We start from the raw sequence: 26,051 nt of genomic DNA on the forward strand, positions 1-26,051 counted from the left end.
GCTCAGCGGGCCGGGTGCTCCGCGCCCGGCGCCACCTCGTGGAGCCCGCCGTCCCGGTCGAGCTCGAGCCGCACGTCGACCCCGAGGCGGGCGAGGAACCCGTCGTCGTGGCTCACCACGAGCAGCGCGCCCGCGTAGCCCGACAGCGCCTCGACGAGCCGTTCGACGCTGCGCACGTCGAGGTCGTTCGTCGGCTCGTCGAGCACGAGGAGCTGGGCGGGCGGGTCGGCGAGCAGGAGCCGCGCGAGCGCGACGCGGAACCGCTCGCCGCCCGACAGGGTGCCCACCGGACGGTCGACGGCCGACCCGCGCAGGAGCAGGCGCGCGAGGTGGTTGCGGACCGTGCCCGGTGCGACGCCCGGGGCGCCGTCGCGGACGGTGTCGAGCGCGCTGCGCGCGTCGTCGAGCCCGTCGCGCCGCTGCGGGAGGTAGCCGACCCGGTCGGTGAGGAGCATCCCGCCGGCGCGTCCCGGCTCGGGCGCGCGCCCGCCGAGCAGGTTCTCCAGGAGCGTCGTCTTGCCGGTGCCGTTGGCCCCCACGAGCGCGACCCGCTCGGGCCCCTGGACGACGACCGTGCGGTTCGTCCCGTGCAGCTCGGCGAGCCGACGCCCGTGCGGGACGTCCGGGTCCGGCAGCACGAGGTGCACGTGCTCGTCGTCGCGCACCCGGGCCGCCGCCGCGTCGAGCGCCTGCTGCGCGGCCTGGACCTTGGCGTCCAGGCCCTGGCGCATCGAGCCCGCCGAGACCTGGGCCGCGGACGCGCGCAGCCCCATGGAGATGCGCGACCCGGTGCGGTTCGCCTGGGCGGTCCGCGCCGTCCGCTCGCGGCGCGCGAGCTTCGTCTCGGCCTCGACGCGCTGGCGCTTCTCGGCGCGCAGGGTCTGCTCGGCGCTCCGCGCGGCCTGCGCCGCCGCGGCCTGGTCGACCTCCAGCTGCGCGCGCCACGCGCTGTACGGGCCGCCGAACGTGGTCAGCGTGCCCGCGTGCAGCTCGGCGGTCTCGTCGACGTGCTCGAGCAGCTCCAGGTCGTGGCTCACGACGACGAGCGTCCCGGGCCAGTCGTCGACGAGCGCGGCGAGCCGGGCCCGGGTGGCGCGGTCGAGGTTGTTCGTCGGCTCGTCGAGCAGCGTGATCGCGCTGCGCCGCACGCGCAGGCCGCTGATCGCGACGAGCATCGCCTCGCCGCCGGACAGCTCGCCGACGCGTCGGTCGAGGCCGACGCCGTCGAGCCCGATCTCGGCGAGCGCCTGGGCGGCGCGCGCCTCGACGTCCCAGTCGTCGCCGACCGCGTCGAAGTGCCGCTCGTCGACGTCGCCGGACTCGATCGCGCGCAGGGCGTCGAGCGTGGTGTCGATGCCGAGCAGGCGCGCGACGCTCGCGTCGCGGCCGAGCGTGAGCGTCTGGGGGAGGTAGGCGACGTCGCCCGTGGTCGTCACGCGCCCGGACGTGGGCGTGAGCAGGCCGGCGACGAGGCGCAGCAGCGTCGACTTGCCGGCGCCGTTGTCGCCGACGAGGCCCGTGCGGCCGGCGCCGAACGTGCCGGAGAGGTGGGAGAGCGCGACGGTGCCGTCGGGCCACTCGAACGTGAGGTCGGTCAGCGTCACCGCGGACCGGTGCAGGGTGGACATGGGTGTGCTCCTCGGCCCGCGGTGCCGCGGGCGTGGTCGTGCCGGGAAGGTCGGGCGGGCCGTCGTCGCGCGGGCGCGCGGACGGGCCGCCGGTGGCGGGAGCGGTGGGGCGTCGTCCAGGCACGCCGAGGCCGCGGCACGAGCCGGGCAGGGGTCGCCGACGAGGGCTCCGACGGGTCGGAGCGGGGGCGAGGGGTGCGCTGGGGCGGGCCGCCGACGGCTCGGCGGCTAGAGTCTGTCGACCTCGATGAGCACGTGCCGATGCTAGCAGCGCGGCCCGGCCGGGTCCGCGGGCGTGGGGTTCGCGGGCGCGGGTCCGGTCACCCCGCCGGAGCCTGCTCCCGGCCCGTGACGAGCGAGGCGACGAGCGAGGCGACGAGCGCCGCGACGGCAGCGCCCGGGTGCGGCCGCGTCACGAGCCCGAGCGACCACGCCTCCGGCGCGTCGAGCGGCACCGCGACCGCGCCCGGCGCGGGCTCGTACATGTCCGCGGGAACCACCGCGACGCCGAACCCGGCGGCGACGAACGCGGGCAGGTCGCCGACGTCGGCCACCTCCGTGTCCGCGCGCGGCGCGACGCCCGCGTGCGCGAACGCGCGCTCGGCGACCACCCGGTTGCCGAACCCGCGCGGCGTCGTCACGACGTGCTCGTCGGCCAGGTCGCCGGGCGCCACCGACCGCGCCCCGGCGAGCGCGTGGCCCGCGGGCAGCACCGCGACGAACGTCGACGACGTGAGCCGCGTGTAGCGCAGGCCGGGGTGGTCCTCGGGCCCGAGCCCGGTGAACGCGACGTCCACGACGCCGCGCCGCACGTCCTCTCCCAGCCCCGTGGACCCGGCGGGCGACGGGGTGAGGCGCAGCACCACGCCGGGGTGGCGGTCCCGGAACGCGGCGAGGGTGCGCGGCAGCCCGAGGTACCCGAGGTTCGTGAACACCCCGAGCCGCACGGTGCCGCGCACGTGGTGCGGCCCGGGGGCGACGGCGGCACGGGCCTGGTCGACGGCGTCGAGCACCGCCCGGGCCCGGGGGAGCAGCGCCTCGCCCTGCGACGTGAGCGCGACCGAGCGCCGCGTGCGCTCGAACAGACGAGCGCCGAGCTCCGCCTCCAGCGCGCGCACGCCCGCCGAGACGCTCGACTGGACGGCGAAGACGCGCGCGGCGGCGCGCGTGAAGCTCAGCTCCTCGGCCACGGCGACGAAGTACTCGAGCTGGCGCGTCTCCATGCCGCTCACCCTACGACGTCTCATCGCTGACATCGATCAGACGGATCGGTACAAGTCGTTGGACACGATCAAGCGCGCAGGCGCACGGTGGACGCATGACGACGACCTCGGCACCTCCGACCCGCCCCGCACCCGCGCGACCGGACGACGCGCAGCGGCCCTCCCGGCCGCCGCGTGCGCGGCGCGCGCGGCCGCTCGTCTCGCACGGGTCCGGGTTCCTCGTGGTGGCGCTCGCGTTCGCCACGGCCATGGCGTTCTCGACGGTCCCGACGCCGCTCTACCCGCTGTACCAGGCGCGCGACGGCCTGCCGACCGTCGCCGTGACCGTCGTCTTCGCCGCGTACGCCGTCGGGGTCGCCGCGAGCCTCTACCTCGTCGGGCACCTCAGCGACCGGTTCGGGCGCCGCCGCGTCCTGGTCCTCGGCCTCGTGGCCGAGCTCGTCGCGGCCGTGCTGTTCCTGCTGCTGGACGGGCTGGGCGGCCTCGTCGTCGCGCGGCTCGTCTCGGGCGTGGGGATCGGGGCCGTCACCGCGACGGCGACCGCGCACCTCGCCGAGCTCCGCGCGGCAGCCCGGCCCGGCGGCCCGACGGACACGAGCGCCGTCGCGGGTCTGGCGAACATCGGCGGCCTCGCGCTCGGACCGCTCGTCGGCGGGCTGCTCGCCCAGGCCGCGCCCGCGCCGCTCACGACGCCGTACGTCGCCTTCGCCGTCCTGCTCGCCGCGGCGGTCCTCGCCGCCGCGCTCGTGCCCGAGACCGTGCCGCCCGCCGCCGCCCCGTACCGCTACCGCCCGCAGCGCGTCGCCGTGCCGCGAGGCGGGCGCGGCACCTTCGTCGCCGCGGGTGCCGCCGCGTTCGCGGGCTTCGCCGTCTTCGGCCTCTTCACGTCCCTCACCCCGAGCGTGCTCGCGACCGTGATGCACGAGGAGTCGCGCCTCGTCGCCGGGCTCGTCTCGGCCACGGTCTTCGCCGCGGCCGCCGTCGCGCAGCTCGCCACGGGCCGGCTCGCCCGCCGGCGCCAGGTCGCGCTCGCCGTCGCGCTGACGCTCACCGGGCTCGCCGTGCTCGCCGTCTCCGTCGGCACCGCGAGCCTGCCCGGGTTCGTGGCGAGCGCCGTCGTCGCGGGCGCGGGCGTGGGCATCCTCTTCCGGGGCGCGCTCGCCACGGCGGGGGCCCTGGCGGAGCCCGGCCGCCGGGGCGAGGTCCTGGCGGGGGTCTTCCTCGTCGCGTACCTGGGGCTCGCCGTCCCCGTGCTGCTCCTGGGGCTCTCGCTCACGGTCGAGCCGCTGCGCCTCATGGTCGTCGTCTTCGCGGCGGCCACCGCGCTGCTCGTCGCGGCGGCCGCGCCGGGCTTGGCACGCCGGTCCTGAGCGGGCGGGGCGGACCGCGGTCCGCCCCGCCGTGCCGTGGGTCAGCGGGCGAGCTCGACCCGCGCGACGCCCCAGCCGAGGGCGTCGTGCCCGACGACGCGCCACCCGGCGCGCGCGGCGAGCCGGGCCACGTCGTCGGGCGTGCGGGGTCCGGACCCCGTCGTCGCGAGGGACAGCAGCGCGTGCTCGTGCGCGTGCGGGCTCAGGCCGTCGGGCGTGAGGTCCTCGACGAGCACGGCCCGACGCGCGGCCGCCCCCATCGCGGCGAGGAGCGCGACCACCTCGTCGTCGGTGCGGTGCCCGGTCCCGAGCGCGCACACGGCGAGGTCGGCGCCGGGCCAGGAGCCGGACGTGGCGTGGGGCGAGCCCGTGCCGGCCTGCTCCCGCAGGACGGCGAGCGGCACGGGGTCCTCGACGAGCGTCGTCGTGCGGTCACCGGGCACGTCCGCGAGCAGGTCGGCCACGACGAGCGCCCCCGGCCCTCCGACGGCCACCGACCGCGCGCCCGACCACACGGGCCACGTCGGGAGGCCGGTGAGCACGTAGGGCAGGACGTCGGCGCCCTCGACGACCTCCGCGGCGAGGTCGACGTCGGCCTCGACCTCTGCGCGCAGGGTCCGGCCGCGCGAGCGCGCCCACGCCGGGGCGTCCTCGCGCAGCGCCGGGGCGAGCGCGGCGAGCGCGAGGACCGCGTCGGCCTCCAGGCCCTCGTACTCCTCGCGCGCGTGCTCGTCGTCGAGGAGGTCCTCGCCGGCGTCGGCCAGGGCCACCCTGTCACCGTCCGAGGTCACGACCCCCGACGCCGTGAGGACGTCCACGAGGACCCGGACCGCCGCGGGCGCGACGCGGGCCGCCTCGGCGAGCGCCGCGACGTCGCGCGGGCCGTCGCCGAGCGCGTCGAGCAGCCCGAGCTGGAGTGCGGCGCGCGTCGCGAACCACGGCACGGGGGACGGCACGCCCGCGGGCTGCGCCGCGGGGACGGTGCCGGTCGCGGTGCTGCCGGGCACGTCGCTCGCGGTGCTGCCCGGGACGCCGCCCGAGGTGTCGCCGACGGTGCTGCTCGCGGAGCCGCCCGGCCCCGCGCCCGAGGGCGCCGGCCGCGCGTGCCAGTACCCGGTGACGTCGACGTGCGTGCGGGGCACGCCGCGCTCGCGCGTGAGGTGGCGGCGCACCGGCAGCAGGGCCCGGCTCTCGCTCGCAGCCCACGCGTAGACGCGCCCGGGCCACCACGTGATCGCGCGCACCGCCTCGCCGAGCGCGCCGCGGTCGCCCTCGGGCGCGACGACCCAGCGGACGGTGTCGCCGTCGCGCAGCGCGAGGTCCTGGCGCGCCGACGCGTCGCCGACCGTCACGACGACCTGCACGGGCGCGTCGACAGGACGCTCGTCGAGGAAGCGGCCGATCGCGGGCAGCGCCGTCTCGTCGCCCGCGAGCAGGGCCCAGTCGACGTCGTCGGGCCACACGGTGGAGGCCTTGGGGCCGACGAACCACAGAGCGTCGCCGGGGCGCGCCGCCCCGGCCCACGCGGCGGCGGGCCCGTCGCCGTGCAGCACGAGGTCGAGGTCGAGCTCGCCCGCCACCGGGTCCCAGCGGCGCGGCGTGTAGTCCCGACCCTGCCGGTTCGGCGCGGGCGGCCAGTCGATGCCGTGCGCGCGCTGCACGGGCAGCGCGGACGCTACGTCGCCGTCGGACGCGAGGACGAGCTTCACGTGGTCGTCGAACCCCGGGGCGTCGAACGCCGGCATCGGCAGGCCGTCGCGCTCGAACGCGCCGAGCTCCGGCCCGACGAGCGTCACGCGGCGCATGCGGGGCGTGACGTCGACGACGCGCGCGACCTCGACGCGCCGCAGGACGAGGGGGTGGGTGCGCAGGCGGTGCTGGGCCATCAGGAGAACTGCTCCTCGACGACGTCGAGCAGGGCCATCGCCTCGTGGTAGTCGCTGCGGATCGTCCACGTGGGCAGCTCGTGCGCGGTCCCGGCGGCGAACGACGGCAGCGCGGCGAACACCGGGTCGGCGGCGAGCGCGTCGAGGTCGACCTCCGCGCCGTTGAAGCCGATGACGAACACGTTCGGCGCCGTGACCACCGACGTCACCTGCTCGGCCGACACCTCGAACATGTCACCGCCCGGCGTGTACGGCTCGGCGCCGGTCTGCTCCTGGATCGGCTGGACCGCGAACCCGAGCCGCTCGAAGATCGCGGGCAGCCCCTCGCCCTCCTGGAGGGCGTACGTGGTGCCCTCCGCCGTGCGGGCGAGGAACGCCGTCTCGCCCGCGGGCACGGTGATCGCGTCGCGCACCTCCGTGAGCCGGTCCTCGTACCCGGCGGCGAGCTCCTCGGAGGTCTCCGCGTCGTTGAACACGTCCTCGGCGAGGAATGCGAGCTGCTCCTGCCACGTCGTGTACGTGCCGCTCACGAGGACGGTCGGGGCGATCTGGCTCAGGCCGTCGTAGACGTCCGTCGCCTGCTTGAGCGGGAAGCCCCACCCGCCACCGACGATGAGGTCGGGCTCGAGCGCGAGGATCGCCTCGAGGTTGAAGCCGTCGGCGCTCCACTCCAGGAGCTCCGTGCCGTCGGCCTCGGCCTCCTGCGCCCAGAGGGGGGAGAAGGCCGGCTCGGGGTCGTCGGTCACCTCGGGCACGGTGGCGAGGACCGGGACGTCGAGCGCGTAGAGGTACCCGGCGAGCGCGTGGTTGAGCACGACGACGCGCTGCGGGTCCGTCGGGACGGTGACGTCGCCCTGGTCCGTGGTGACGACGCGCTCGGCCGCGGACGAGCCGGTGGGCGTATCTGAACCCTCGGCCCCGGCGTCGGACGTGGTGGTGCCGCCCGAGCACGCGGAGAGTGCGAGCGTCGCGGCGGCGACGAGCGCGGCCAGCGCGGTGAGGGGGCGGCGGGTGGGACGGCGGGACGGCAGCATGGGACCTCGCACTCGGGAGCAGGGACGCGGGGGCCGCACGGCGTGACCGGGGCGCACCTCGCGAGGTTAGGCTAACCACACCTGCGCGCCGTGCCGTGTCCGGACATGACACGGACGCTCCCGGACGCGACACGACCGGGCGCGCGACGTCCGCACGGTGCGCCGCGGGATACGTCCGAGGTCGTCCCGCAGGACGGCCGGACCGGAGGGTCCGGCCGAGGAGAGGAGCGCCGCATGACCCCGACCGCGCTGGGCGCCGTCGTCCCGGAGAACGCCGTCCGCTTCCTCGGCCACGACACCCACGCGCACGACGAGCCGCACCTGGTCCACGTCGTCGCGGGCACCGCGGAGCTCGTGGCCGACGGCGCGCCCCTGACCCTGCGCACGCACGAGAGCGTGTGGCTCGCCCCCGGCGTGCCGCACTCCGTGCGCCTGCCGGGCGGGGCGATGGCCCTCGGGCCGGTGCTCTCGCCGGGCGTCGAGCCCCCCGTCCGGGTGCACCGGCTCGGCGTCGTGCCGGCCGTCACGGACGTCCTGACCGCCGTGCTCTGCGCGGGCCCGGCGACCCCGGAGCAGGTCGCGCCGTTCCGCGCAGCCCTCGAGGAGGTGCTCCGCGGGGTCACGGGCGACCACTTCGTGCTGACGCTCCCGTCGCACCCGGTCGCGCGCGCCGTGGCCGAGGACGCCCGGCGCGGGGGTGCGACGCTCGACGAGCTCGCCGACCGACGGCACGCGAGCGCGCGCCACGTCCAGCGGCTCTTCGTCGAGGAGACGGGGCTCCCGTTCGGGCGCTGGCGCACGCGCGCCCACCTCAACGTCGCGATCGCGCGGCTGCGCGGCGGCTCGCAGCTGGACGCGGCGGCCCGCGCCGCCGGCTACGCCACGCGGGCCGGCCTGCTGCGCGCCCTCAGCCGGGAGACCGGGCAGCCGGTCGCCGACCTCGCGCGGGACCCCCTGGCGGTCCTCGCCCGCGCGCCGCGGGACACGGGTCCTGGTACCCGGGCGGCTCGCGTCGACGAGCGCCTGAGCGCCTGAGCCGGATCAGCGGTCGCGCACGACCCGGTAGCGCAGCGCGGTGCGCACGCCCACCTCGTCGACGCTCACCTTCTCCAGGGTGGCGGGGACGCCGCCGTCGAACAGCCGGACGCCGCCGCCGAGCAGCACCGGCATGACGTCGACGGCGAGCTCGTCGACGAGGTCCGCCGCGAGGAGCTGGCGGAAGAGGTCCGCGCCGCCCACGAACGTCACGTCGCGGTCGCCGGCGGCCTCGACGGCGCGGCGCACCGCCTCCTCGACGCCGTCGGTGACGAACTCGATCCACAGCCGCTCGTTGCGGCGCGGCGCGACGGGCAGCGGGTGGTGCGTCACGACGAAGATCGGCGCCTGGAACTCGTAGTCCTCCGCGTAGCTGTCGGGGTCCTCGGCGCCGTCGAACGTGCGTCGCCCCATGAGCACGGCGCCGGTCTCGTCCTGGAGCCGGCGCATGTAGTCGCTGCCCACGAGCGTGTCGAAGTCCGCGTAGAGCGCGGCGCTGCTCCCGGCGGCGTCCTGCACGAACCCGTCGAGCGACACCGTCGCCCCGGCGATCACCTTGGCCATGGATCCTCCTCGTCCCTGTTGCGCGGTCGAGGGGGAGACCCGGGGCGGTGCGCGGACTCATCGGTCGGCGGGCGGCCTCCGGGTCGGCCCGCTCCCGGACGGCGCCCGCCGTCGGGCCGTTCGGCAGTTCTCATTATCGTGTTGACCCTGGTCACGGGCCGTCGTGAGAGTGGCTGCCGTCCCACCCGCTCTCTCACTGTGGAGGCAGCATGCCGGACGACCCTCGCCCACCCGCCCCTCGTCCCCTGACCCGTCGCGCGCTCCTGCGCGGTGCCGTCGTGCTCGGTGCGGCGACCGCGACCGGCACGCTCGCCGGCACCGTGGGCGGTATCGCCGCCCCTGCACCCGCGCACGCGGCGGTGCCCGGTTTCCCGACCTTCCGCTACCTCGGGCAGCCGCTCGACCGGAGCACGTTGCGGTACAACCCGACGAACGAGCTGATCTTCCCCTCGGTCCGGTACGTCGCCGGGCGCGTCGAGAACCCGCTCGGCCGCTGGTACATGTACTACGCCCCGCACGACGCCCCGGGCGGCATCTGCCTGGCCTACGCGGACTCCGTCACCGGCCCGTGGCGCGAGCACCCCGCCAACCCGATCATCCCGCGCACGTGGGCGGGCTTCGACGTGAGCCACGTGTCGAGCCCCGACGCGTTCTGGAACCCGGCGGACCGCCGGATCTACCTGTTCTTCCACGGCGAGAACCACACGACCCGGGTCGCGAGCTCCGCCGACGGCCGCAGCTTCACGTACCACAACCGGGTCGTGGGCACGTACATGCTCCCGGGCGTGAGCGAGACGTCGTACGCGCGCGTCTTCCCGCACCCGACGCAGTCGGGGGTCTACGTCATGCTGCTGATGGGCAACCACGGCGGGACGCGGAAGATCTACGTCGGCTGGTCGCAGTCGCTGACGTCCGGCTGGCAGGTCAAGCCGGAGCCGCTCATCACGCCTGCGGCCGGGGAGGGCGGGCAGGTCTCCGGGGCGCACTACTGGTCGCGCAACGGCGGGGGCCACGTCGTCTACCACGCGGGCTCGGGCAACATCCACGTCGCGCGCGTGGGGACGGGCTTCGACCGCGAGGACCACCTCGGGGTCCTGTACGACTCGGGGTCCGCCGCACCGGACCACGGGCGCGCCGCGGCGCCGTCGTTCGTGGAGGTCGACGGCCGCCTGCACATGTTCTACGAGGCCGGCCAGCGCGGCTCCACGACGATCGCCCTCGCCCGCGCGGACTGACGCCCCGGCCGGGCGCCCACCGCCCCGGGCGCCCGGCCGGGCCCGTCACGCGAGGTTGACGTCGGCCCACAGGGCGGCGTGGTCGGACGCCGCGTGCACGGGCGACGTCATCGTGTCGTAGTGCGGGAACAGGGTCCCGTCCTTCCCGCCCCACACGCCCCGGCGGAAGACCGACCCGCCGACGGTGCGCTCGAACAGCGCGGGGGAGAGCAGGACGTAGTCGATCTTCTGGCTCGCGGTCCCGTTGCCGTACGTCCCGGGACGCCCGTCGCCCCGGAACTCCGGGTGCACGCTCACGTCGCGCAGGTCGGTCCCCTCGAGGAGCGGGCGCAGCGGCACCGACCCCGGTGTCGTTGAGGTCGCCGACGACCACGACGTGCTCCTCGCCGCGGGCGCGCAGGCCCGCGTAGATCGCCGTGGTGCGGGTCGCCTGGCGGCGCCGGGTCGCGTCCGACTCGGCCTGCGTCCCGTACCCCTTGGACTTGAAGTGGTTGACGAGCACGGTGAGCGTGCCGCCGCCCGGCAGCACGACGACGTACTCGGGGCAGTCACGACCGAAGACGAGGCGTCCGCGCGAGTCCCGGTCGTCGACGTGGGAGCGCACCGTCCCGATCTCGTAGGGCCGCCGCGTGAGCAGCCCGACGTCGATCCCGCGGTCGTCGTTGCCGTCGATGACCATGACGTGCGGGTAGAGCGCGCGCCCGGAGCGGGTGACGCCCGCGTCGGTGAACCGCTTGAGCGCGACGCGGCTCTCCGCCTCGACGACGGCGAGGACGTCGGCACCGACGTCGGCCACGACGCGCGCCGTGTGGGCCATCGCGAGCTCGTCGACCCGGTCCTTGACGAGGTCGACCCAGCCGACCCAGTCGCCCCGCCCGGTCGCGACCACCTCGGTGCGGGCCGTCCCGGCGGCCTGCGACCCGGTGCGGCGCACGAGCCGCCCGCGCACCTGGCGCAGCACCGCGAGCGCGGCGGCGTCGGCGCGCAGCAGGCCGAGCGTCTCCAGGATCTCGGCGCGGGCGTCGGGGCCGTACCGCTCCTCGGCGATCAGGGCGTTGACCCGGGCGTGCGCCGCCAGGACCGCGTTCCCCGCGGTCAGCGGGCCCGCCATCGCGCGCGGCCGCTCGAACAGGTTCTCGACGTTGAACGTCCCGATCCGGACCGTCGCCATCGTGGGCTCCCTCGCGCGGCCCGGGACCCGAGGTGGGTGCGCGGCGCGGACCGGCTCCACCAGGAGGGAGGGCCGCGGCCGGTGTCCCGGACGCCGCCGCGGGCGCGGTCGCGGTCGCGGTCGCAGGACCGCACCAGGCGGCCGGCCCGGCCGGTGTCACCGCCACCGGCCGGGCCGCCCGTGGCCGGCCGGGCGCGCCGGCCGGTGACCCGTCAGCGTCTGCGCGGGGCGGGCGCCGACGGGTAGATGTCGCGGAACGCGGGCTCGAACGGTCTGGACAGGAGCGACAGGCCTGCCTGCTCGGGCGTGCGCCCGCCCTTGGCCGCGTTGCACGGCTCGCACGCGGCGACGGCGTTGAGCCACGTCGTCGTGCCGCCCTGGCACCGCGGGACGACGTGGTCCATCGTCGTCGCGGTGCCGCCGTAGTACGCGCACCGGTAGCGGTCGCGGCGCAGGAGCGCGGCGCGCGAGTACGGCACGCGGCCCTGCCGCTCGTACACCCAGCGCGCGTGCACGTACCGCACGAGCGCGACCGACCGGGGCCGCTGGTAGGGCCCGAACGTCTCGCCCTCGACGGCCTCCAGCACCTCGGCGACCTGCCGGTGCAGCATGCGGATCGCGTGGCGCAACGACACGCGGCCGAGCACCTGGCTGCCGCCGAGGTTGTAGATGACCACCTCGCTCATCGTCGCTCCTCCTGTCGTGCGTTCGCGTGCCGTGCCCCGGGACGACGAGAGCCGCCCCAGGACGGTGCCCCAGGACGGCTCTGCAGGTGGACGACGCACGTCGTCTACCTGAGGAGCGCCCTTCGGGACGGGTCGACGGACCACTCGTGCGTCACGCGGGTCCACCTGCCCTTCACCGGTCGTCATGGTCGAGCGTCCGGGCGGGTGTCGACCGGACGCCCCGAGGCTATGCCCGCGAGCCCCTGACGTCCACGGTTTTGCGCCCGCGCGGCGTCAGGCGTCGTCCCGCGCGCCCGTCTCCGACGCCGCCGCGCCCGGCTCGGCGCCCGGCCCCGTGCCGAGGTGCGTGCCCGCCGCGTCGCCCGACGTCGGCCGGTGCGCGCGCCCGGCACCGGAGAGCTGGACGAGCAGCGCGCCCGACAGGACCCACACGAGCCCGGCGGCCGAGACCGACCCGCCCGCGAGCGCGGCGACCGCTCCCGCGGCCACGACGGGCACGGCGAGGACCAGCGCGGTGCGGACGTCGCGCAGCACCGCGTGGACGCCCGCGGACACCAGCCCGTGGACGGCGAACGCCCCGACGAGCAGCGCGAGCTCGGCCGGCTCGAGGGCGCGCGCCGGGCGGTCCAGCACGCCCCCGAGCGCGCCCGCGAGCGTGGCGAGGGCCCCCGTCGTCACGAGGTGCAGGAACCACGCGACCCGGGGCGGCACGCCGGCCGGGCGCAGGAGCGCCACGCCCGCGTACCCGGAGCGCACCGTGAGCGCCCACAGCCCGACCAGCAAGGTGAACGCCCCCGCGCCCGCTACGAGCAGGGTGCGGTCCCACTCGGCCTCGCTCGCGGCGTCGATCGCCTGGATGAGGCCCTCGCCGAGCACGATGATGACGAACAGCCCGAGCCGCTCGCCGAGGTGGGGCACGTCGCTCGCGGCGGCGTCGACCGTCGTCGGGACCTCCAGGTCGCGCCGCCGCCCGCGGTCCGGCGCGCCCGGTCGTGCACGACGGCCGCCGAGCGCACGACCCCGGCCCCGGCGCTCGCGGACCTCGTCGAGGCGTTCCTGCGCGCGCCGCACGAGCCGCTCGCCGGAGAGCGTGAGGAGCAGCAGCAGGTCGATCGCGAGGCCGACGCCCCACAGCACGTACCGGGTCTGGCCGTCGGCCCACCACGACACGACCCACGGCACGACGCCGGCGAGCGCCTGCACGACGGGCAGGTCCACGACGACGGTCGTGCGCCGCCACGGGCGTGCGGCCACGAGGCGGCCCACGACGTAGGCGACGGCGAACGCCCGGGCGTGCTCGTCGTGGATGCCGGGGACGGCGGCGATCATCACGGCGAGCGCGGCCATCCCGGCGAGGATCGGCAGGGACCGCGCGCCCTCTCCCGCGACGTTGCCGTACGTCGTGAAGCACGCCCACACGAGCCAGAAGGCCGTGTACGCCACGACGTACAGCGCGAGCCCGCCGCCGTCGTGGTCCTCCTGGAGGAGGTGGGCGAGCATGCCGATGCCCGCGACGACGACGAGGTCGAAGAACAGCTCGAGCCAGGAGGCGTGGCGCTCCTCGCCGACGGGCGAGGTCCCCGCCGCGGGGGCGGCCGTCACGGGCGGCCGTCGGGCGCGTCGGGCGAGGTGGGCGAGGTGGGGACGGGCGCGGGTTCGAGCGGGAGCCGCACGACGAACCGCGTGTCGCCCGGCACGGACGTCACGGCGAGGTCGCCGTGGTGCTTGTTGACGACGATGCGCCACGAGATGTCGAGACCGAGCCCGGTGCCCTGCCCGACGGGCTTCGTCGTGAAGAACGGCTCGAAGATGCGCGGGCGCACGGCGTCGGGGATCCCGGGGCCGGTGTCGGTGACCTCGACCTCGGCGTGGTCGTCGACGCGCCGGGTGGTCACGGTGAGGGTGCCGGTGCCGGCCATCGCCTGCGCGGCGTTCTCGACGAGGTTGGTCCACACCTGGTTGAGCTCGGCGGCGTACACGGGCACGGGGGGCAGGTCGGGGTCGTAGCGACGCACGACGTCGATGCCGTCGAGGGTGTGGTCGAGCATCGTCAGGGTGGAGTCGAGCAGCTCGCGCAGGTCCACGGGCCGGAAGGGCGCCCGGTCGAGCTGGGAGTACTGGCGGGCGGCCCCGACGAGGGAGGAGATGCGCACGGTGGCGTCCTCGATCTCGGCCATGAGCTGCTCGGTCTCGATGGTGTACGCGAGCCAGCTCACCGCGCCGGTGAGCGCGCCGGCGTCGACCCGTCCGGCGACGCGGTCGAGCCACGGCTCGTCGATGCCGGCCTGGACGAGCGCGGGGGAGACCCGCCACCCCTCGGGCAGGCCGTGTTCGTCGAGCCAGTCGGTGAGGCGGTCCTCGAGGTCGGAGGTCTCCAGGGCGCCGACGGCGTCCGCGGTGCGCGTGTCCGCGTACCGCTCGAGCGCCTCCTCCTGGAGCCGGATCAGCTCGGCGAGCGTGGCGCGGTCGTAGGGGCCGTCGGCGATGAGCGCGAGCTTGTGCCGCATGGCCGCGACGCGCTCGCGCAGGGTCCCGGTGGCGCGCACGGCGGCGGCGGCCGGGTTGTTGAGCTCGTGGGTGAGGCCCGCGGACAGGGACCCGAGCGCGAGCAGCCGCTCGCGCTGCCCGACGAGCTGCTGCGCGTCGCGCGTGCCCCAGAACACGCCCTCGAGCAGGTGCACCGCCATGGGGAACCACTCGGTCATGAGCTTGGCGAAGTCGGGCGCCGCGAGCACGAAGAAGCGCGAGGGCTCGAGCGCGCGCGCCGAGTGGAGGTAGGTCTGGGGCAGCCGGTCGCCGAGGTAGGCGTTCCAGGCGCCGAGGTAGACCCCGACCTGACGGGTGCGCGAGACCTCGACCTCGTCCTCGCCGACGCGCCGGTAGAGCGCGACGCCGCCGTCGAGCAGCACGTAGAACGCCTCGGCGGGCGCGCCCTCGTGGAAGAGCCAGCCTGCGTCGTGCCGCTCGACGTGCCCGGTCGCGCACAGCCAGGCGAGCTGGTCGTCCGTGAGGTGCTCGAACAGGAACGTGGCGCGCAGCTCGTCGACGTCGCACGGCAGCCAGCCGCGCGCGGCGGCGGCCGCGGCGGTGCCGGGCCTGGTGGTGGGTGGGGTGGTGGGCGCGGTGGTGCCGGGCGCGGTGCTCGCGCCGCCCGCGGGCGGGGTCGTGGTGGGGTCCTCGGTGCTGGTCACGGTGTCGCCTCCGGGTCGGTCGGGGCTGTGTCGTCGGGGCTGTGTCGTCGGTGCTGTGTCGGCGGGAGCGTGGCGGGTCGGGGTCAGAGCTGTTCGAGGTAGCGGTGGACGAGCATGACGGCCATCGCGCCCTCGCCGACGGCGGACGCGACGCGCTTGGCCGACTCCGCGCGCACGTCCCCGGCGGCGAACACGCCGGGCACGGACGTCTCCAGGTGGTAGGGCGGGCGGTCGAGCGTCCACCCGGCGGGCGGGGCGCCGTCGTGCAGGAGGTCGGGTCCCGCGAGCACGAACCCGCGGGGGTCGCGCGCGACGACGCCGTCGAGCCAGTCGGTGCGGGGCGCGGCGCCGATGAACACGAACGCCCACCCGCACTCGACGCGCGACGTCGTGCCGGCGTCGAGGTCGCGCAGCTCGAGGTGCTCCAGGTGGTCGTCGCCCGACGCCGCGACGACCTCCGTGCGGGTGAGGACCCGCACGCGCGGGTGGGCCTCGACCTGCTCGACGAGGTAGGACGACATGGACCGGGCGAGCGAGTCGCCGCGCACGACGAGCGTGACCTGCTTGGCCTCGCGCGCGAGGTAGAGCGCCGCCTGCCCGGCGGAGTTCGCGCCCCCGACGACGTACACCTCCTGGTCCTGGCACGCGGACGCCTCGGTGAGCGCCGAGCCGTAGAAGACGCCGCGGCCCACGAGGTCGGCGAGGCCCGGGCCGTCGAGCAGCCGGTAGGAGACGCCGGACGCGAGGATGACGGTGTGCGCGTCGATCGACGTGCCGTCGGGGAACCGCACCGAGCGCGCCGGGCCGTCGACGTCGAGCTCGACGGCGTCGCGCGTCGTGACGATCTCGGCGCCGAACCGCACGGCCTGGCGGCGCGCGCGCTCGGCGAGCTGGGCGCCCGAGATCCCGTCGGGGAAGCCGAGGTAGTTGTCGATGCGCGAGCTCTGGCCGGCCTGGCCGCCGGTCGCGGTGCGCTCGACGAGCACCGTGCGCAGCCCTTCCGACGCCCCGTACAGCGCCGCGCTGAGCCCCGCGGGCCCGCCGCCCACGACGACGAGGTCGTAGAAGTCGGCCGCGGGGCGCGTGGCGAGCCCGACGCGCTCGGCGAGCGTCGCGTCGTCGGGCGCGACGAGGGGCTCGCCCTCGGGCGTGACGACGAGGGGGAGGGTCTCGCCGTCGGCCTGCGCGGCCGTGAGCAGGCGCGACCCCTCGGCGGACTCGGACGGGTACCACCGGTAGGGGACGCGGTTGCGCGCGAGGAACTCGCGCACCTGCGACGAGCGCGCCGACCACCGGTGCCCGACGACGACGGTCTCGGCGGGCCGGCGCCGGTCGGTCGCGGACCACGCCTCGAGCTGGGCGTCCACGACGGGGTAGAGCTTCTCCTCGGGCGGGTCCCACGGCTTGAGCAGGTAGTAGTCGAGGTCGACGACGTTGATCGCCTCGATCGCGGCCTCGGTGTCCGCGTAGGCGGTGAGCAGGACGCGCCGCGCCGCGGGGAAGAGGTCCATCGCCTGCTCGAGCAGCTCGACGCCCGTCATGCCGGGCATGCGGTGGTCGGCGAGGACGACGGCCACGTCCTCGCCGCGCAGCGCGAGCTCGCGCAGCGCCGCGAGCGTCTCCGCACCGGACTCGGCACGCACGATCCGGTACCGGTCGCCGTAGCGGCGGCGCAGGTCGCGCGCGACCGCGCGCGAGACCCCGGGGTCGTCGTCCACGGTGACGAGGGCGGGGCGGGTCGTCGCGACGGTGGGTTCCACACGGCCTCCTCGGGCACCAGGACGGGCGACTGCCATCCTCTCCCCGCCGTGGCCGCGCGTCCACGGCGGACGTGGTGCAGGTCACTCTTGACGCGAGACCGCGCTGCGCTAGGTTAGGCAAGGCAAACCTCAGGTTGCCCCGCCGCGGTCCGTGGCGGTCCTCTCCCCGTCCTGGAGCCTCGCATGCTCTCAGCACGATCCGGCGCGCCCGCGCACGGTACCCCGACCGCCCCCGCGCTGCTCACCGGCGCGACCGCGGGCGCCTACGCGAGCACCCTGCACGCCGTGGTGGACGACGTCGCCGCGCGCGTGGCCGCCGTCGACCAGCCCTGGTCCGGCGCGAGCCGCACGCACCTGGCCGCGCTCGTCGACGCCGCCGACCTCGACGGCCCCGGCGTCGGGACCGACGCGGCGCTGCGCGAGGCCGCCGACCTCTACGCGACCCACGCCGTGTGGTTCCACCACCCCGCCTACGCCGCGCACCTCAACTGCCCGGTCGCGCTGCCCGCCGTCGGCGCCGAGGCTCTGCTCGCCGCGATCAACACGTCCGTCGACACCTACGACCAGTCGACCGTCGCGACCCTCATGGAGCGCCGCCTCGTCGCCTGGACCGCGGGCCGCGTCGGCTACGCCGCCGGCGACGGCGTCCTCACGTCGGGCGGCACCCAGTCCAACCTCCACGCGCTCTTCCTCGCCCGCGAGCGCGCCGTCGAGCGCGCGGCCCGCGACGGGCTCGGACGCTCGGCCGTCCTGCCGCGCCTGCGCGTCCTGGCCGCGGGATCCAGCCACTTCAGCGTCGCGCGCTCGGCCCTGCTGCTCGGCCTCGCCGACGACGCGGTCGTGCGGGTCGAGGCCGACGCCGACGGGCGTGTCGTGCCCGCGGCGCTCGCGGCCGCCGTCGCCGCGGTGCGCGCCGCGGGCGACGTGGTCATGGCGGTCGTCGCGACCGCCGGCACGACCGACCGCGGCTGTGTCGACCCGCTCGCCGCGGTCGCAGACGTGTGCGACGCGGCCGACGTGTGGCTGCACGTCGACGCCGCCTACGGGTGCGGCCTCCTCGTGTCCCCGACGCGCCGGCACCTGCTCGACGGCATCGAGCGTTCGCGGTCGGTGACCGTCGACTACCACAAGGCGTTCTTCCAGCCCGTGTCCGCGAGCGCGCTGCTCGTGCGCGAGCGCGCCGACCTGGAGCGCGTCGCGCACCACGCGGACTACCTCAACCCGCGCGAGAACGCCGAACCGAACCAGGTCGACGTGTCGCTCCAGACGACGCGCCGCTTCGACGCGCTCAAGCTCTGGACCACGCTGCGCGCGCTCGGCCCCGGCGGGGTCGGCGCGATGGTCGACGCCGTGTGCGAGCTCGGCGCGCAGGTGCACGCCGACCTCGCGGACGACCCCGAGCTGCGCGTGCTCGGCCGCACGGACCTGTCCACGGTCCTGTTCCGCTACGAGCCGCCGGAGCTGTCCGCGGCGCACGCGGACCGCCTCGTGCCGCTCGTGCGGCGCGTGCTGTTCGAGTCCGGTCGCGCGGTGGTCGCCAAGACCGTGCTCGACGGCGTCCCGTGCCTCAAGCTCACGCTGCTCAACCCGACCGTGACGCTCGCGGACGTGCGCCACGTGCTCGACCTCGTGCGCACGACCGCCCAGGCGCTCGTCGAGCGCGACGAGCTGCTGCACGACGACGACGTCGCGACGCACGCCGCGGACCTCGTGGCGTCCCTCGCGACCGCCGGGGCGGTGACCCGATGACCACGACTGCTCGCACGACGAGCGGCCCCGCCCGAGCGCCCCACGACCCGGCGCCCCACGACCCGGCGCGCGTGCGCGACGTCGTCGGCGTGGGGATCGGGCCGTTCAACCTCGGCCTCGCCGCGCTGTCCGCGCCCCTCGACGACGTCGACGCCGTGTTCCTCGACGCCGCGCCCGAGTTCCGCTGGCACCCCGGCATGATGATCGAGGGCGCGACGATCCAGGTCCCGTTCCTCGCCGACCTCGTCACCATGGCGGACCCGACCTCGCCGTACTCGTTCCTCGCGTTCCTCAAGGCCACGGGCCGGCTCTACCCGTTCTACATCCGGGAGTCGTTCTACCCGCTGCGCGCCGAGTACGACGCGTACTGCCGCTGGGTCGCGGCCCGCCTGGGCTCGCTGCGCTGGTCGCGGCGCGTCGTCGCCGTCGAGCACGACCCGGCCGCCGACGCGTTCGTCGTGCGCGCCGAGACGCTCGCCCCCGACGGGAGCGTGACCGGTACCGAGGAGCACCGGGGTCGCCACCTCGTGCTCGGCGTCGGCACGTCACCGGTGCTGCCGCCCGCGCTGCGGGCGCTCGCGGACGAAATCGCGCGCGGCGAGCACCCGGGTGCCGGGCCGCTCGTGCACAGCGCGCAGTACCTGCCGCACCGCGACGCGCTCGCGGCCGCGGGCTCGGTCACGGTCGTGGGCAGCGGCCAGTCGGCCGCCGAGGTCTACCGCGACCTGCTCGACGGCGTGCACGGCGACGCGCGGCGCCCCGGCTACCGGCTCGACTGGGTGACGCGCTCGCCGCGCTTCTTCCCCATGGAGTACACGAAGCTCACGCTCGAGATGACGTCGCCGGAGTACACCGACCACTTCCACGCGCTGCCGCTCGAGCTGCGCCAGCTCCTCGGCCGCGAGCAGCGGGGCCTGTACAAGGGGATCAGCGGCGACCTCGTGGACGAGATCTACGACGCGCTGTACCGCCTGAGCCTGGACCGCCCGGTGCCGACGACGCTGCTCACCGACACCGAGGTCGTCGCCGCGCGGTACGAGCCGGCCGTCCGCGGGCGCGACGACACGGGCGCCGCCGGGCAGCCCGACGCGGCAGGCCCGGCCGGGGAGTACGTGCTGCGGCTGCGGCACGCGCAGCTCGGGCGGGAGGTCGAGCGTCGCACGCGCGCGCTCGTCGTCGCGACCGGCTACGCCGCCTCCGTCCCGGCGTTCCTCGACCCGGTGCGCCACCTGCTCCGGTTCGACGAGCTCGGGCGGTTCGACGTCGCGCGCGACTACACGGTCGACGACGCGCGCCGCGTCCACGTGCTCAACGGCGAGGAGCACACGCACGGCATCACCGCCCCGGACCTCGGGTTCGCCGCGTGGCGCAACGCCGTCGTGCTGCGCACCGTCACGGGCCGCGAGGTGTACCCGGTGGAGGAGCGCATCGCGTTCCAGACGTTCGGCCTGCCCGACGACGTCGGTCCCGCGGCCGCCCCGCCCTCGACCGCGTCGCGCACCGCGGACGCCGCGGCGTCCGCCGCGGCGGCCGGGCGCACGGCAGGGGAGGCCCGATGAGCGCCCCCACCGTGACGACGGCGGCCGCGCCGTCGCCCGCCCCGGCGACGAGCGCGGGCCCGGGCGCCGCCTTCGCGGTGCGGGTCCGGCTCGGCAGCGGCCGTGCGGACGTCTCGTTCGAGGCGGTCGACCCGGTGCGCGACGCCGCGCTCGTGCAGGGCTGGCTCGCGCACCCCCGCTCGGCGTTCTGGCAGCTGGGCCACCTCGACGTCGACGGCGTGCGGGACTACCTCGCCGGGGTCCGCGCCGACCCGCACCAGGACGCGTGGCTCGGCCGGGTCGACGGCGTGCCGTCGTTCCTCGTGGAGACGTACGACCCGGCGCGCGTCACGCTCGCCGACGTCCCCGCGGCCGTCGCCCTGCTGGAGCCGGGAGACGTCGGGATGCACCTGCTCGTCGCGCCCCCGGCCGGTCCCGCGCGCGGCGGGTTCACCTCGGCGGTGATGGGCGCCGTCGTGCGGTTCTGCCTCGACCCCGCGGGGTGTGGCGCCCGCCGCGTCGTCGTCGAGCCGGACGTGCGCAACGCCGCGATCGCGGCGAAGAACGCCGCGGCCGGGTTCCGCGTGCTGCGCGAGGTGGAGCTGCCCGGCAAGACGGCGCACCTCGCCGTCGCGACGCGCGCCGACCTCGACGCGAGCCCGCTGGGCGACGGCGTCGACCACGCGCCGCACCTGCGCCCCGGCCTCGCCGAGCGCGCGCACCGCCACCTCGTCGCCAAGACGATCGCCGAGCTCACCCACGAGCGGCTGCTCGCGCCGCGCGCGGAGGTCTGGCCGGTCGAGGCCGACGGGCCGGGGCAGTACGTGCTGCCCGTCGCGGACGGCTCGGTGGAGTACCGGTTCGTCGCGCGGCGGTACGCGCTCGAGCACTGGGTGCTCGACGAGGCGTCGATCCGGCGCACCACGACGGCCGGGCACGCCACGGCGGGCCGGCCGGGCGACGCGGGCGACCCCGTGGGTCCGGGCGGCACGGGCGCGCGGCGCGAGCTGCCGGTCGACGCGCTCGACCTCGTCGTCGAGCTCCAGCCCGACCTGCGCATCCCCGACGACCTGCTCGCCACCTACCTCGAGGAGGTGTCGTCCACGCTCGCGAGCGCGACGGCGAAGCTCGAGCGGTACGAGCGCACCGGCGGGCCGAGCGCCACCGACCTCCTCGGCGCGTCGTTCCAGCAGGTCGAGGCGGCGATGACGGAGGGGCACCCGGGGTTCGTCGCGAACAACGGGCGCATCGGGTTCGGCCTCGCGGAGTACCGCGCGTACGCGCCCGAGAACGGGGGCCGCGTGCGGCTGCTGTGGCTCGCCGCGCGGCGCGAGCACACCCACCTCGCGCTCGGTGCGGGGCTCGACGAGGAGACGCACTACGGGGCCGAGCTCACGCCCGACGAGCGCGCCGCGTTCGCCGAGCGGCTCGCCGCGCGCGGCCTCGACCCGGCCGACTACCTCTACCTGCCCGTGCACCCGTGGCAGTGGGAGCACCGCGTGCCCATCACGTTCGCGGCCGACGTCGCGCGCGGCGACCTCGTCCCGCTCGGGCCGGGCGCCGACGAGTACCAGCCGCAGCAGTCGATCCGCACCCTGTTCAACCTCACCCGGCCCGGCCGCCACTACGTCAAGGTCGCGCTCGCGATCCAGAACATGGGGTTCCTGCGCGGGCTGTCGCCCGCGTACATGCGCGACACCCCCGCCATCAACGACTGGGTCGCCGACCTCGTCGCCGCCGACCCGGAGCTCGGCGGCCGCGGGTTCACCGTGCTGCGCGAGCTCGCCTCGATCGGGTACACCGGCGACGTCTACCACCGCACCGCCACGCCGTCCCCGCACCGCAAGATGCTCGCCGCCCTGTGGCGCGAGAGCCCCGTGCCGCGCACCGCGCCCGGGGAGCGCCTCGCCACCATGGCCGCGCTCCTGCACCGCGACCTCGACGGCGCCGCGCACGCGACCGCCCTCGTGCGCGCCTCCGGGCTCGACCCCGCCGACTGGGTGCGCGCCTACCTCGACGCCTACCTGCGCCCGCTCGCCCACGCGCTCCTCGCGCACGACCTCGCGTTCATGCCGCACGGCGAGAACCTCATCCTCGTGCTCCGTGACCACGTCGTGGTGCGCGCGGTCATGAAGGACGTCGGCGAGGAGATCGCCGTCCTCGGCGACGCGCCGCTCCCGCCCGGCGTCGAGCGTGTGCGCGCCGACGTCGACGACGAGGAGAAGGCGCTCGCGATCTTCACCGACGTGTTCGACGGCGTCCTGCGCCACCTCGCCGCGATCCTCCACGGCGACGGCGTGCTGCCCGAGGACCGGTTCTGGCGCCTCGTCGCCGAGTGCCTCGACGCCCACCGCGCCGACCACCCGGACCTGCGCGGCGGCGTCGACCTGCGCGCCCCGCGGTTCGCGCACTCGTGCCTCAACCGCCTCCAGCTGCGCAACACGCTCCAGATGGTCGACCTCGCCGACCAGTCCGCGTCCCTGCTGTACGCGGGTACGCTCGCCAACCCTGCCGCGCGGGAGGGCTGACGTGACGGCGAACCCCGGCGGGTTCTCCGTGCACCGCGACGCGTGGGGCGTCCCGCACGTGCGGGCCGCCGACGAGCTCGCGCTCGCGCGCGGCCAGGGGTACGTCACCGCGGTCGACCGCGGCTGGCAGATCGAGGTCGACCGGTGGCGCGCCGAGGGGCGGCTCGCCGAGCGCCTGGGCGAGCCGGGCCTCGCGTGGGACCGGTTCGCCCACCGCGTCCGCCTCGCCGACACCGCGCGCCGCGCCTACGCGGCGCTCGCGGACGACGACCGCGTCTGGGTCGACGCGTACACCGCGGGCGTGAACGACGGTCTCGAGCGCGGGCGCGACGTGCCCGAGATGCACGCCCTCGCCGACGCGGCCTGGCCCGGAGGGGGCGACCTGCCGCCGCACGAGCCGTGGCCCGCGTGGGCGCCGCTCGGCGTCTTCCTCGTCGCGCACGTCCTGTTCTCCGGCTTCCCGCACGTGCTGTGGCGCGACCACGTCGCGCGCACGCTCGGGGCCGAGGTCGCGCGCTCCCGGCCCGACGTTCCCCTCACCACGGTGCTCGACCTGCTCGCCGTCGACGGCGGCCCCGGCTCGGGGTCGAACGCGTGGGCGTTCGCGGGCGCGCGCACGCGCGGCGGGGCGCCGCTGCTCGCGGGCGACCCGCACCGCCTCCTGGAGCTGCCGGGCGTCTACCAGCAGGTGCGCCTGGCGTGCGACGCGTACGACGTCGTCGGGCTCGCATTCCCGGGCGTCCCGGGGGTCCCGCACTTCGGGCACGCGGGCGCGGCGGCGTGGGGCGTGACGAACGCGATGGCGCACCAGGTGGACGTCGTCGCGGAGCGGCTGCACCGCACCACGGACGGCGGTGTCGTCGCGGAGGGGCCGGACGGTCCGGAGCCGGCGGACGTCGTCGTCGCCGCGATCCGCGTGCGCGCGCCGGGCGGACCGGTCGAGCACCGCGTGGAGACGATCGAGACGGCGCGCGGCGTCGTCGTCACGGGCGGGCCCGACGACCCGGGCCGGACGTTCGCGGTGCGCCTGCCCGCACGCGTGGACGCCGACCTCGGGGTCGCCGCGTGGCGACGGCTCCTGCGGGCCGGGTCCGCGCGCGACGTCACGGACGCGTTCGCGACGTGGGTCGACCCGGTGGACCGCGTGCTGGCGGCGGACCGCGCGACGGTGCTGTCGGTGACGGCGGGGCGCGTGCCCCGCCGCGACCCGACCGAGCGCACGCTGCCTTTGCCGGGGTGGGCCGACGCCGGGCGCGCCCGCCCGTGGGTCGTGCCGCCCCCGCCCGTGGTCGTCGCCGACGTCGCGGTCGACGCGAACGAGCGGCCCGCGCGGCCCGACCTCGACCTGGGCCGCACGTACGCCCCGCCGCACCGCGCCCGCCGGATCCGGGCGCTCCTCGCGGCCGCGGGTGACGACGCGACCGCGGCGGACCAGTCGCGCGTCCACGCGGACACGCTGCTCGGCGGCGCGGACGACCTGCTCGGGTGGCTCGACCGCGACGCCTACGCCTCGGGCGACGAGGCCGGGGCCGACGACAGCACGACCGCGCGTCCCGACCCCGCGACGGTCCACGCGGCGGCGCGGCTGCGCGCGTGGGACCGCCGCATGGACGCGGACAGCGCCGACGCTGCGCTCTTCGCGGCCTGGCGCGGCGCGCTGGTCGGCCGGGTCGCGGCGCACCCCGCGCTCGCGCCGCTGCACGCGCCCCACGGCCTCGACCCGGTCTTCGCGCCGTGGCTGTCGGTCACCGCGCGCGTCGCCGACGCGCTGCCCGCGCTCCTCGGCGCCGCGTGGCTCGGGATCGACGGCGCCGCGCTCGCGTGGGCCGCGCTCGCCGACGTCGTGCGGGCGCGGGACGACGCGTCGGGCCCGGTCCCGGTGTGGGGCGACACCCACCGCGTGCTCGGGCTGCACGTGCTCCTCGACGTGCCGGGCGCGCCGGTCCCGCGCGTGCCGGACGTGCCGCTCGGGGGCGACACGGACACCGTGCGCTGCACCGCGAGCGTGCCGGGGGTCAGCGACGTGTGCGTGCGCGGGTCGGTCGCGCGCTGGGTGTGGGACCTCGCCGACCGGGACGCGAGCCGCTGGGGCGTGCCGTTCGGCGCGAGCGGCGACCCGCGCTCGCCCCACTTCACCGACCGGCTCGCCGCCTGGGCCGACGCCGAGACCGTGCCCGTCGTGACCGACTGGGCCCTGCTGCGCCACGAGGAGACCCGATGACCGCGACCGACCTGCCCGCCCCCGGCCGCCTGCCCACCGGCGCGCCCGGGGAGCTGCTCCTCACGCACCACGCGCCGGGCGGCGGCCGCCTGACGCTGCGCGTCCTCGACCCGGACGCGGACCTCGACGTGCTGCACGCCTGGGTGACCCGGCCGTGGGCCCGTTTCTGGGGCCTCGGGGACCTGTCCCGGACGGAGCTGCGGGACCTGTACGCCTACGTCGGCTCGCTGCCGACGCACCACGCGTTCCTCGTGCGGTGGGACGACGCTCCGGTCGCGCTCCTGCAGACCTACGAGCCGGAGCACGACCCCGTCGGGGAGGCGTACGCGGTGGCGCCGGGCGACGTCGGGCTGCACTTCCTGCTCGGCGGGCGCGGCCCGCGCGGGGCGGACCTGTGGGCCGCCGTCGGTCCGCTGGTCGTCGCGTTCTGCCTCGCCGACCCGCGGGTGGACCGGATCGTCGTCGAGCCGGACGCGGCGAACGAGCGGGCGCACGCCCGGATGCGGGCCCTCGGCTTCGAGGTCGCCGAGCGGGTGCGCGTGGGGGAGAAGGACGCCCTCCTCGCGTTCCTGTCGCGCGACCGCGCGCGCGACCTGCTCGACCAGGCGGAGAGGGCAGCGGCGCTGGAGTGACCGGCTGCGCCGCCGAGCGCGGTGCCGCGGTCCCCGCGCGCGGTGGCGCGGCGGCCGGGCGTCGGGTCAGCCGCCGGTGAAGGGGGCGATCGTCAGCGGAGTCCCGAGCGCCTCGCACGCGTCGCCGAGGTCAGCCTGGGCCTGCGACCACTCCGGGGACCCCACCCCGGTCGACTCGGCGAACGTCCCGACCGCGACGGCCGGCGCGGCCGCCTGGAGGTCGCCGACCGCCGTCTGCACGGCGCTGTCCCCGCCGGACGGCAGGCGGCCGAGCACGCGGGTGGCGAGCTCGTACCAGCCGTCCCGCTCCTGCTCCGCCATGCGGCCGTCGGCGAGGCCGAGGTCGGCGTTCTCCACGATCGTCATGACGTCGCTGTAGGCGACGCAGGTCGCGGCGTCGTCCGGGGCGCCGTCCTGCGCCGGGGCGTCCGTGGCGGGCGACGGCGCAGCGCTGCTCGCCGCCTCCGGTTCCTCGGTCCCGTCCGTCGGGCCGGCACCGCCGGACCCGCACCCGACCAGGACCGCCGTGCTCAGCACCACGGCCGCTGCCGCCACCCACCCTCGCGCTCGCATCCGCGCATGCTAACGGTGCAGGGGCCA

19 protein-coding genes and 1 pseudogene are annotated in these 26,051 nt (G+C 76.8%); 8 read left to right on the forward strand and 12 right to left on the reverse strand.

The annotated features are described in order from the left end of the window. Positions 1–2 precede the first annotated feature (2 nt). Together B8281_RS12870 and B8281_RS12875 are read right to left on the reverse strand one after the other, a co-directional pair. The gene (locus B8281_RS12870) at positions 3–1,628 is read right to left on the reverse strand and encodes an ABC-F family ATP-binding cassette domain-containing protein (RefSeq protein ID WP_085387920.1); all 1,626 of its coding nucleotides are present in this window, start codon (positions 1,626–1,628) and stop codon (positions 3–5) included. A gap of 320 nt (positions 1,629–1,948) precedes the next feature. Then, entirely contained in the window at positions 1,949–2,851 is a 903-nt protein-coding gene (locus tag B8281_RS12875; protein WP_085387921.1) for a LysR family transcriptional regulator, read from the reverse strand. 95 nt (positions 2,852–2,946) lie between these two features. On the opposite strand from B8281_RS12875, the gene B8281_RS12880 reads away from it, so the two are divergent. Then, complete coding sequence (locus B8281_RS12880) at positions 2,947–4,221, forward strand: MFS transporter (protein WP_085387922.1); 1,275 nt, start codon at positions 2,947–2,949, stop codon at positions 4,219–4,221. A 41-nt stretch (positions 4,222–4,262) separates the two neighbouring features. Here the strand turns inward: B8281_RS12880 and B8281_RS12885 are convergent, their stop codons facing one another. Both B8281_RS12885 and B8281_RS12890 read right to left on the reverse strand, forming a co-directional pair. Then, the gene (locus tag B8281_RS12885) at positions 4,263–6,107 is read right to left on the reverse strand and encodes a siderophore-interacting protein (RefSeq protein WP_085387923.1); all 1,845 of its coding nucleotides are present in this window, start codon (positions 6,105–6,107) and stop codon (positions 4,263–4,265) included. Continuing rightward, positions 6,107–7,141 carry an ABC transporter substrate-binding protein gene (locus tag B8281_RS12890; RefSeq protein ID WP_085387924.1) on the reverse strand — a complete coding sequence of 345 codons (1,035 nt, stop codon included), beginning with the start codon at positions 7,139–7,141 and terminating at the stop codon, positions 6,107–6,109. Before B8281_RS12890 ends, B8281_RS12885 begins: the two co-directional genes overlap by 1 nt. A 234-nt stretch (positions 7,142–7,375) precedes the next feature. Here B8281_RS12890 and B8281_RS12895 point away from each other — a divergent pair, with 234 nt between their 5' ends. Beyond that, complete coding sequence (locus B8281_RS12895) at positions 7,376–8,176, forward strand: helix-turn-helix domain-containing protein (protein WP_051028551.1); 801 nt, start codon at positions 7,376–7,378, stop codon at positions 8,174–8,176. A 6-nt stretch (positions 8,177–8,182) separates the two neighbouring features. On the opposite strand, the gene B8281_RS12900 is transcribed toward B8281_RS12895, so the two are convergent. Continuing rightward, a complete protein-coding gene (locus B8281_RS12900; protein ID WP_043659185.1) occupies positions 8,183–8,740 on the reverse strand; it encodes a dihydrofolate reductase family protein in 558 nt (185 codons plus the stop codon). Positions 8,741–8,949: 209 nt separating this feature from the next. On the opposite strand from B8281_RS12900, the gene B8281_RS12905 reads away from it, so the two are divergent. Next, the gene (locus B8281_RS12905; RefSeq protein WP_085387925.1) at positions 8,950–9,975 is read left to right on the forward strand and encodes a hypothetical protein; all 1,026 of its coding nucleotides are present in this window, start codon (positions 8,950–8,952) and stop codon (positions 9,973–9,975) included. 45 nt (positions 9,976–10,020) lie between these two features. On the opposite strand, the gene B8281_RS19550 is transcribed toward B8281_RS12905, so the two are convergent. The 6 genes and pseudogenes from B8281_RS19550 to B8281_RS12930 all read right to left on the reverse strand — a co-directional run bounded on the left by B8281_RS19550 (position 10,021) and on the right by B8281_RS12930 (position 16,783). Continuing rightward, on the reverse strand, positions 10,021–10,314 hold the full coding sequence (locus tag B8281_RS19550) for a hypothetical protein (protein ID WP_198163067.1): 294 nt from the start codon (positions 10,312–10,314) through the stop codon (positions 10,021–10,023). A 67-nt stretch (positions 10,315–10,381) separates the two neighbouring features. Beyond that, positions 10,382–11,146, reverse strand: a pseudogene (locus tag B8281_RS20120) (hypothetical protein); the annotation flags it as partial. A 212-nt stretch (positions 11,147–11,358) separates the two neighbouring features. After that, positions 11,359–11,832 (reverse strand): HNH endonuclease, encoded by a 474-nt coding sequence (locus B8281_RS12915; RefSeq protein ID WP_085387926.1) that lies wholly within the window; start codon positions 11,830–11,832, stop codon positions 11,359–11,361. Between the two features lie 273 nt (positions 11,833–12,105). Further along, on the reverse strand, positions 12,106–13,434 hold the full coding sequence (locus tag B8281_RS12920; RefSeq protein WP_085387927.1) for a low temperature requirement protein A: 1,329 nt from the start codon (positions 13,432–13,434) through the stop codon (positions 12,106–12,108). Further along, positions 13,431–15,023 (reverse strand): ATP-binding protein, encoded by a 1,593-nt coding sequence (locus B8281_RS12925; RefSeq protein ID WP_232322565.1) that lies wholly within the window; start codon positions 15,021–15,023, stop codon positions 13,431–13,433. Before B8281_RS12925 ends, B8281_RS12920 begins: the two co-directional genes overlap by 4 nt. An 83-nt stretch (positions 15,024–15,106) precedes the next feature. Further along, a complete protein-coding gene (locus tag B8281_RS12930) occupies positions 15,107–16,783 on the reverse strand; it encodes an FAD-dependent oxidoreductase (RefSeq protein WP_043656867.1) in 1,677 nt (558 codons plus the stop codon). A 183-nt stretch (positions 16,784–16,966) separates the two neighbouring features. On the opposite strand from B8281_RS12930, the gene B8281_RS12935 reads away from it, so the two are divergent. The 5 genes from B8281_RS12935 to B8281_RS12955 are packed head-to-tail and all read left to right on the forward strand — an operon-like array spanning position 16,967 to position 25,451. Beyond that, the gene (locus B8281_RS12935; RefSeq protein ID WP_085387928.1) at positions 16,967–18,532 is read left to right on the forward strand and encodes a pyridoxal-dependent decarboxylase; all 1,566 of its coding nucleotides are present in this window, start codon (positions 16,967–16,969) and stop codon (positions 18,530–18,532) included. Beyond that, positions 18,529–20,091 carry a lysine N(6)-hydroxylase/L-ornithine N(5)-oxygenase family protein gene (locus tag B8281_RS12940; protein ID WP_085387929.1) on the forward strand — a complete coding sequence of 521 codons (1,563 nt, stop codon included), beginning with the start codon at positions 18,529–18,531 and terminating at the stop codon, positions 20,089–20,091. The genes B8281_RS12935 and B8281_RS12940 overlap by 4 nt, the downstream gene beginning before the upstream one ends. Next, positions 20,088–22,598, forward strand: a complete 2,511-nt coding sequence (locus tag B8281_RS12945) for a GNAT family N-acetyltransferase (protein ID WP_085387930.1) — start codon at positions 20,088–20,090, stop codon at positions 22,596–22,598. Before B8281_RS12940 ends, B8281_RS12945 begins: the two co-directional genes overlap by 4 nt. Before the next feature lies 1 nt (position 22,599). After that, positions 22,600–24,819 carry a penicillin acylase family protein gene (locus B8281_RS12950; protein WP_085387931.1) on the forward strand — a complete coding sequence of 740 codons (2,220 nt, stop codon included), beginning with the start codon at positions 22,600–22,602 and terminating at the stop codon, positions 24,817–24,819. After that, the gene (locus B8281_RS12955) at positions 24,816–25,451 is read left to right on the forward strand and encodes a GNAT family N-acetyltransferase (protein ID WP_085387932.1); all 636 of its coding nucleotides are present in this window, start codon (positions 24,816–24,818) and stop codon (positions 25,449–25,451) included. Before B8281_RS12950 ends, B8281_RS12955 begins: the two co-directional genes overlap by 4 nt. 66 nt (positions 25,452–25,517) lie before the next feature. On the opposite strand, the gene B8281_RS12960 is transcribed toward B8281_RS12955, so the two are convergent. After that, positions 25,518–26,024: a hypothetical protein gene (locus B8281_RS12960; protein WP_157446633.1), complete on the reverse strand. Its 507-nt coding sequence runs from the start codon at positions 26,022–26,024 to the stop codon at positions 25,518–25,520. Positions 26,025–26,051 lie beyond the last annotated feature (27 nt).

The organism is Cellulosimicrobium sp. TH-20 (genome assembly GCF_002105775.1).
GTDB lineage: Bacteria > Actinomycetota > Actinomycetes > Actinomycetales > Cellulomonadaceae > Cellulosimicrobium > Cellulosimicrobium funkei.

Coding starts and splice junctions, on each gene's coding strand:
- B8281_RS12870 (WP_085387920.1), bottom strand. CDS start 1,628: ATGTCCACCCTGCACCGGTCCGCGGTGACGCTGACCGACCTCACGTTC.
- B8281_RS12875 (WP_085387921.1), bottom strand. CDS start 2,851: ATGGAGACGCGCCAGCTCGAGTACTTCGTCGCCGTGGCCGAGGAGCTG.
- B8281_RS12880 (WP_085387922.1), top strand. CDS start 2,947: ATGACGACGACCTCGGCACCTCCGACCCGCCCCGCACCCGCGCGACCG.
- B8281_RS12885 (WP_085387923.1), bottom strand. CDS start 6,107: ATGGCCCAGCACCGCCTGCGCACCCACCCCCTCGTCCTGCGGCGCGTC.
- B8281_RS12890 (WP_085387924.1), bottom strand. CDS start 7,141: ATGCTGCCGTCCCGCCGTCCCACCCGCCGCCCCCTCACCGCGCTGGCC.
- B8281_RS12895 (WP_051028551.1), top strand. CDS start 7,376: ATGACCCCGACCGCGCTGGGCGCCGTCGTCCCGGAGAACGCCGTCCGC.
- B8281_RS12900 (WP_043659185.1), bottom strand. CDS start 8,740: ATGGCCAAGGTGATCGCCGGGGCGACGGTGTCGCTCGACGGGTTCGTG.
- B8281_RS12905 (WP_085387925.1), top strand. CDS start 8,950: ATGCCGGACGACCCTCGCCCACCCGCCCCTCGTCCCCTGACCCGTCGC.
- B8281_RS12915 (WP_085387926.1), bottom strand. CDS start 11,832: ATGAGCGAGGTGGTCATCTACAACCTCGGCGGCAGCCAGGTGCTCGGC.
- B8281_RS12935 (WP_085387928.1), top strand. CDS start 16,967: ATGCTCTCAGCACGATCCGGCGCGCCCGCGCACGGTACCCCGACCGCC.
- B8281_RS12940 (WP_085387929.1), top strand. CDS start 18,529: ATGACCACGACTGCTCGCACGACGAGCGGCCCCGCCCGAGCGCCCCAC.
- B8281_RS12945 (WP_085387930.1), top strand. CDS start 20,088: ATGAGCGCCCCCACCGTGACGACGGCGGCCGCGCCGTCGCCCGCCCCG.
- B8281_RS12955 (WP_085387932.1), top strand. CDS start 24,816: ATGACCGCGACCGACCTGCCCGCCCCCGGCCGCCTGCCCACCGGCGCG.
- B8281_RS12960 (WP_157446633.1), bottom strand. CDS start 26,024: ATGCGAGCGCGAGGGTGGGTGGCGGCAGCGGCCGTGGTGCTGAGCACG.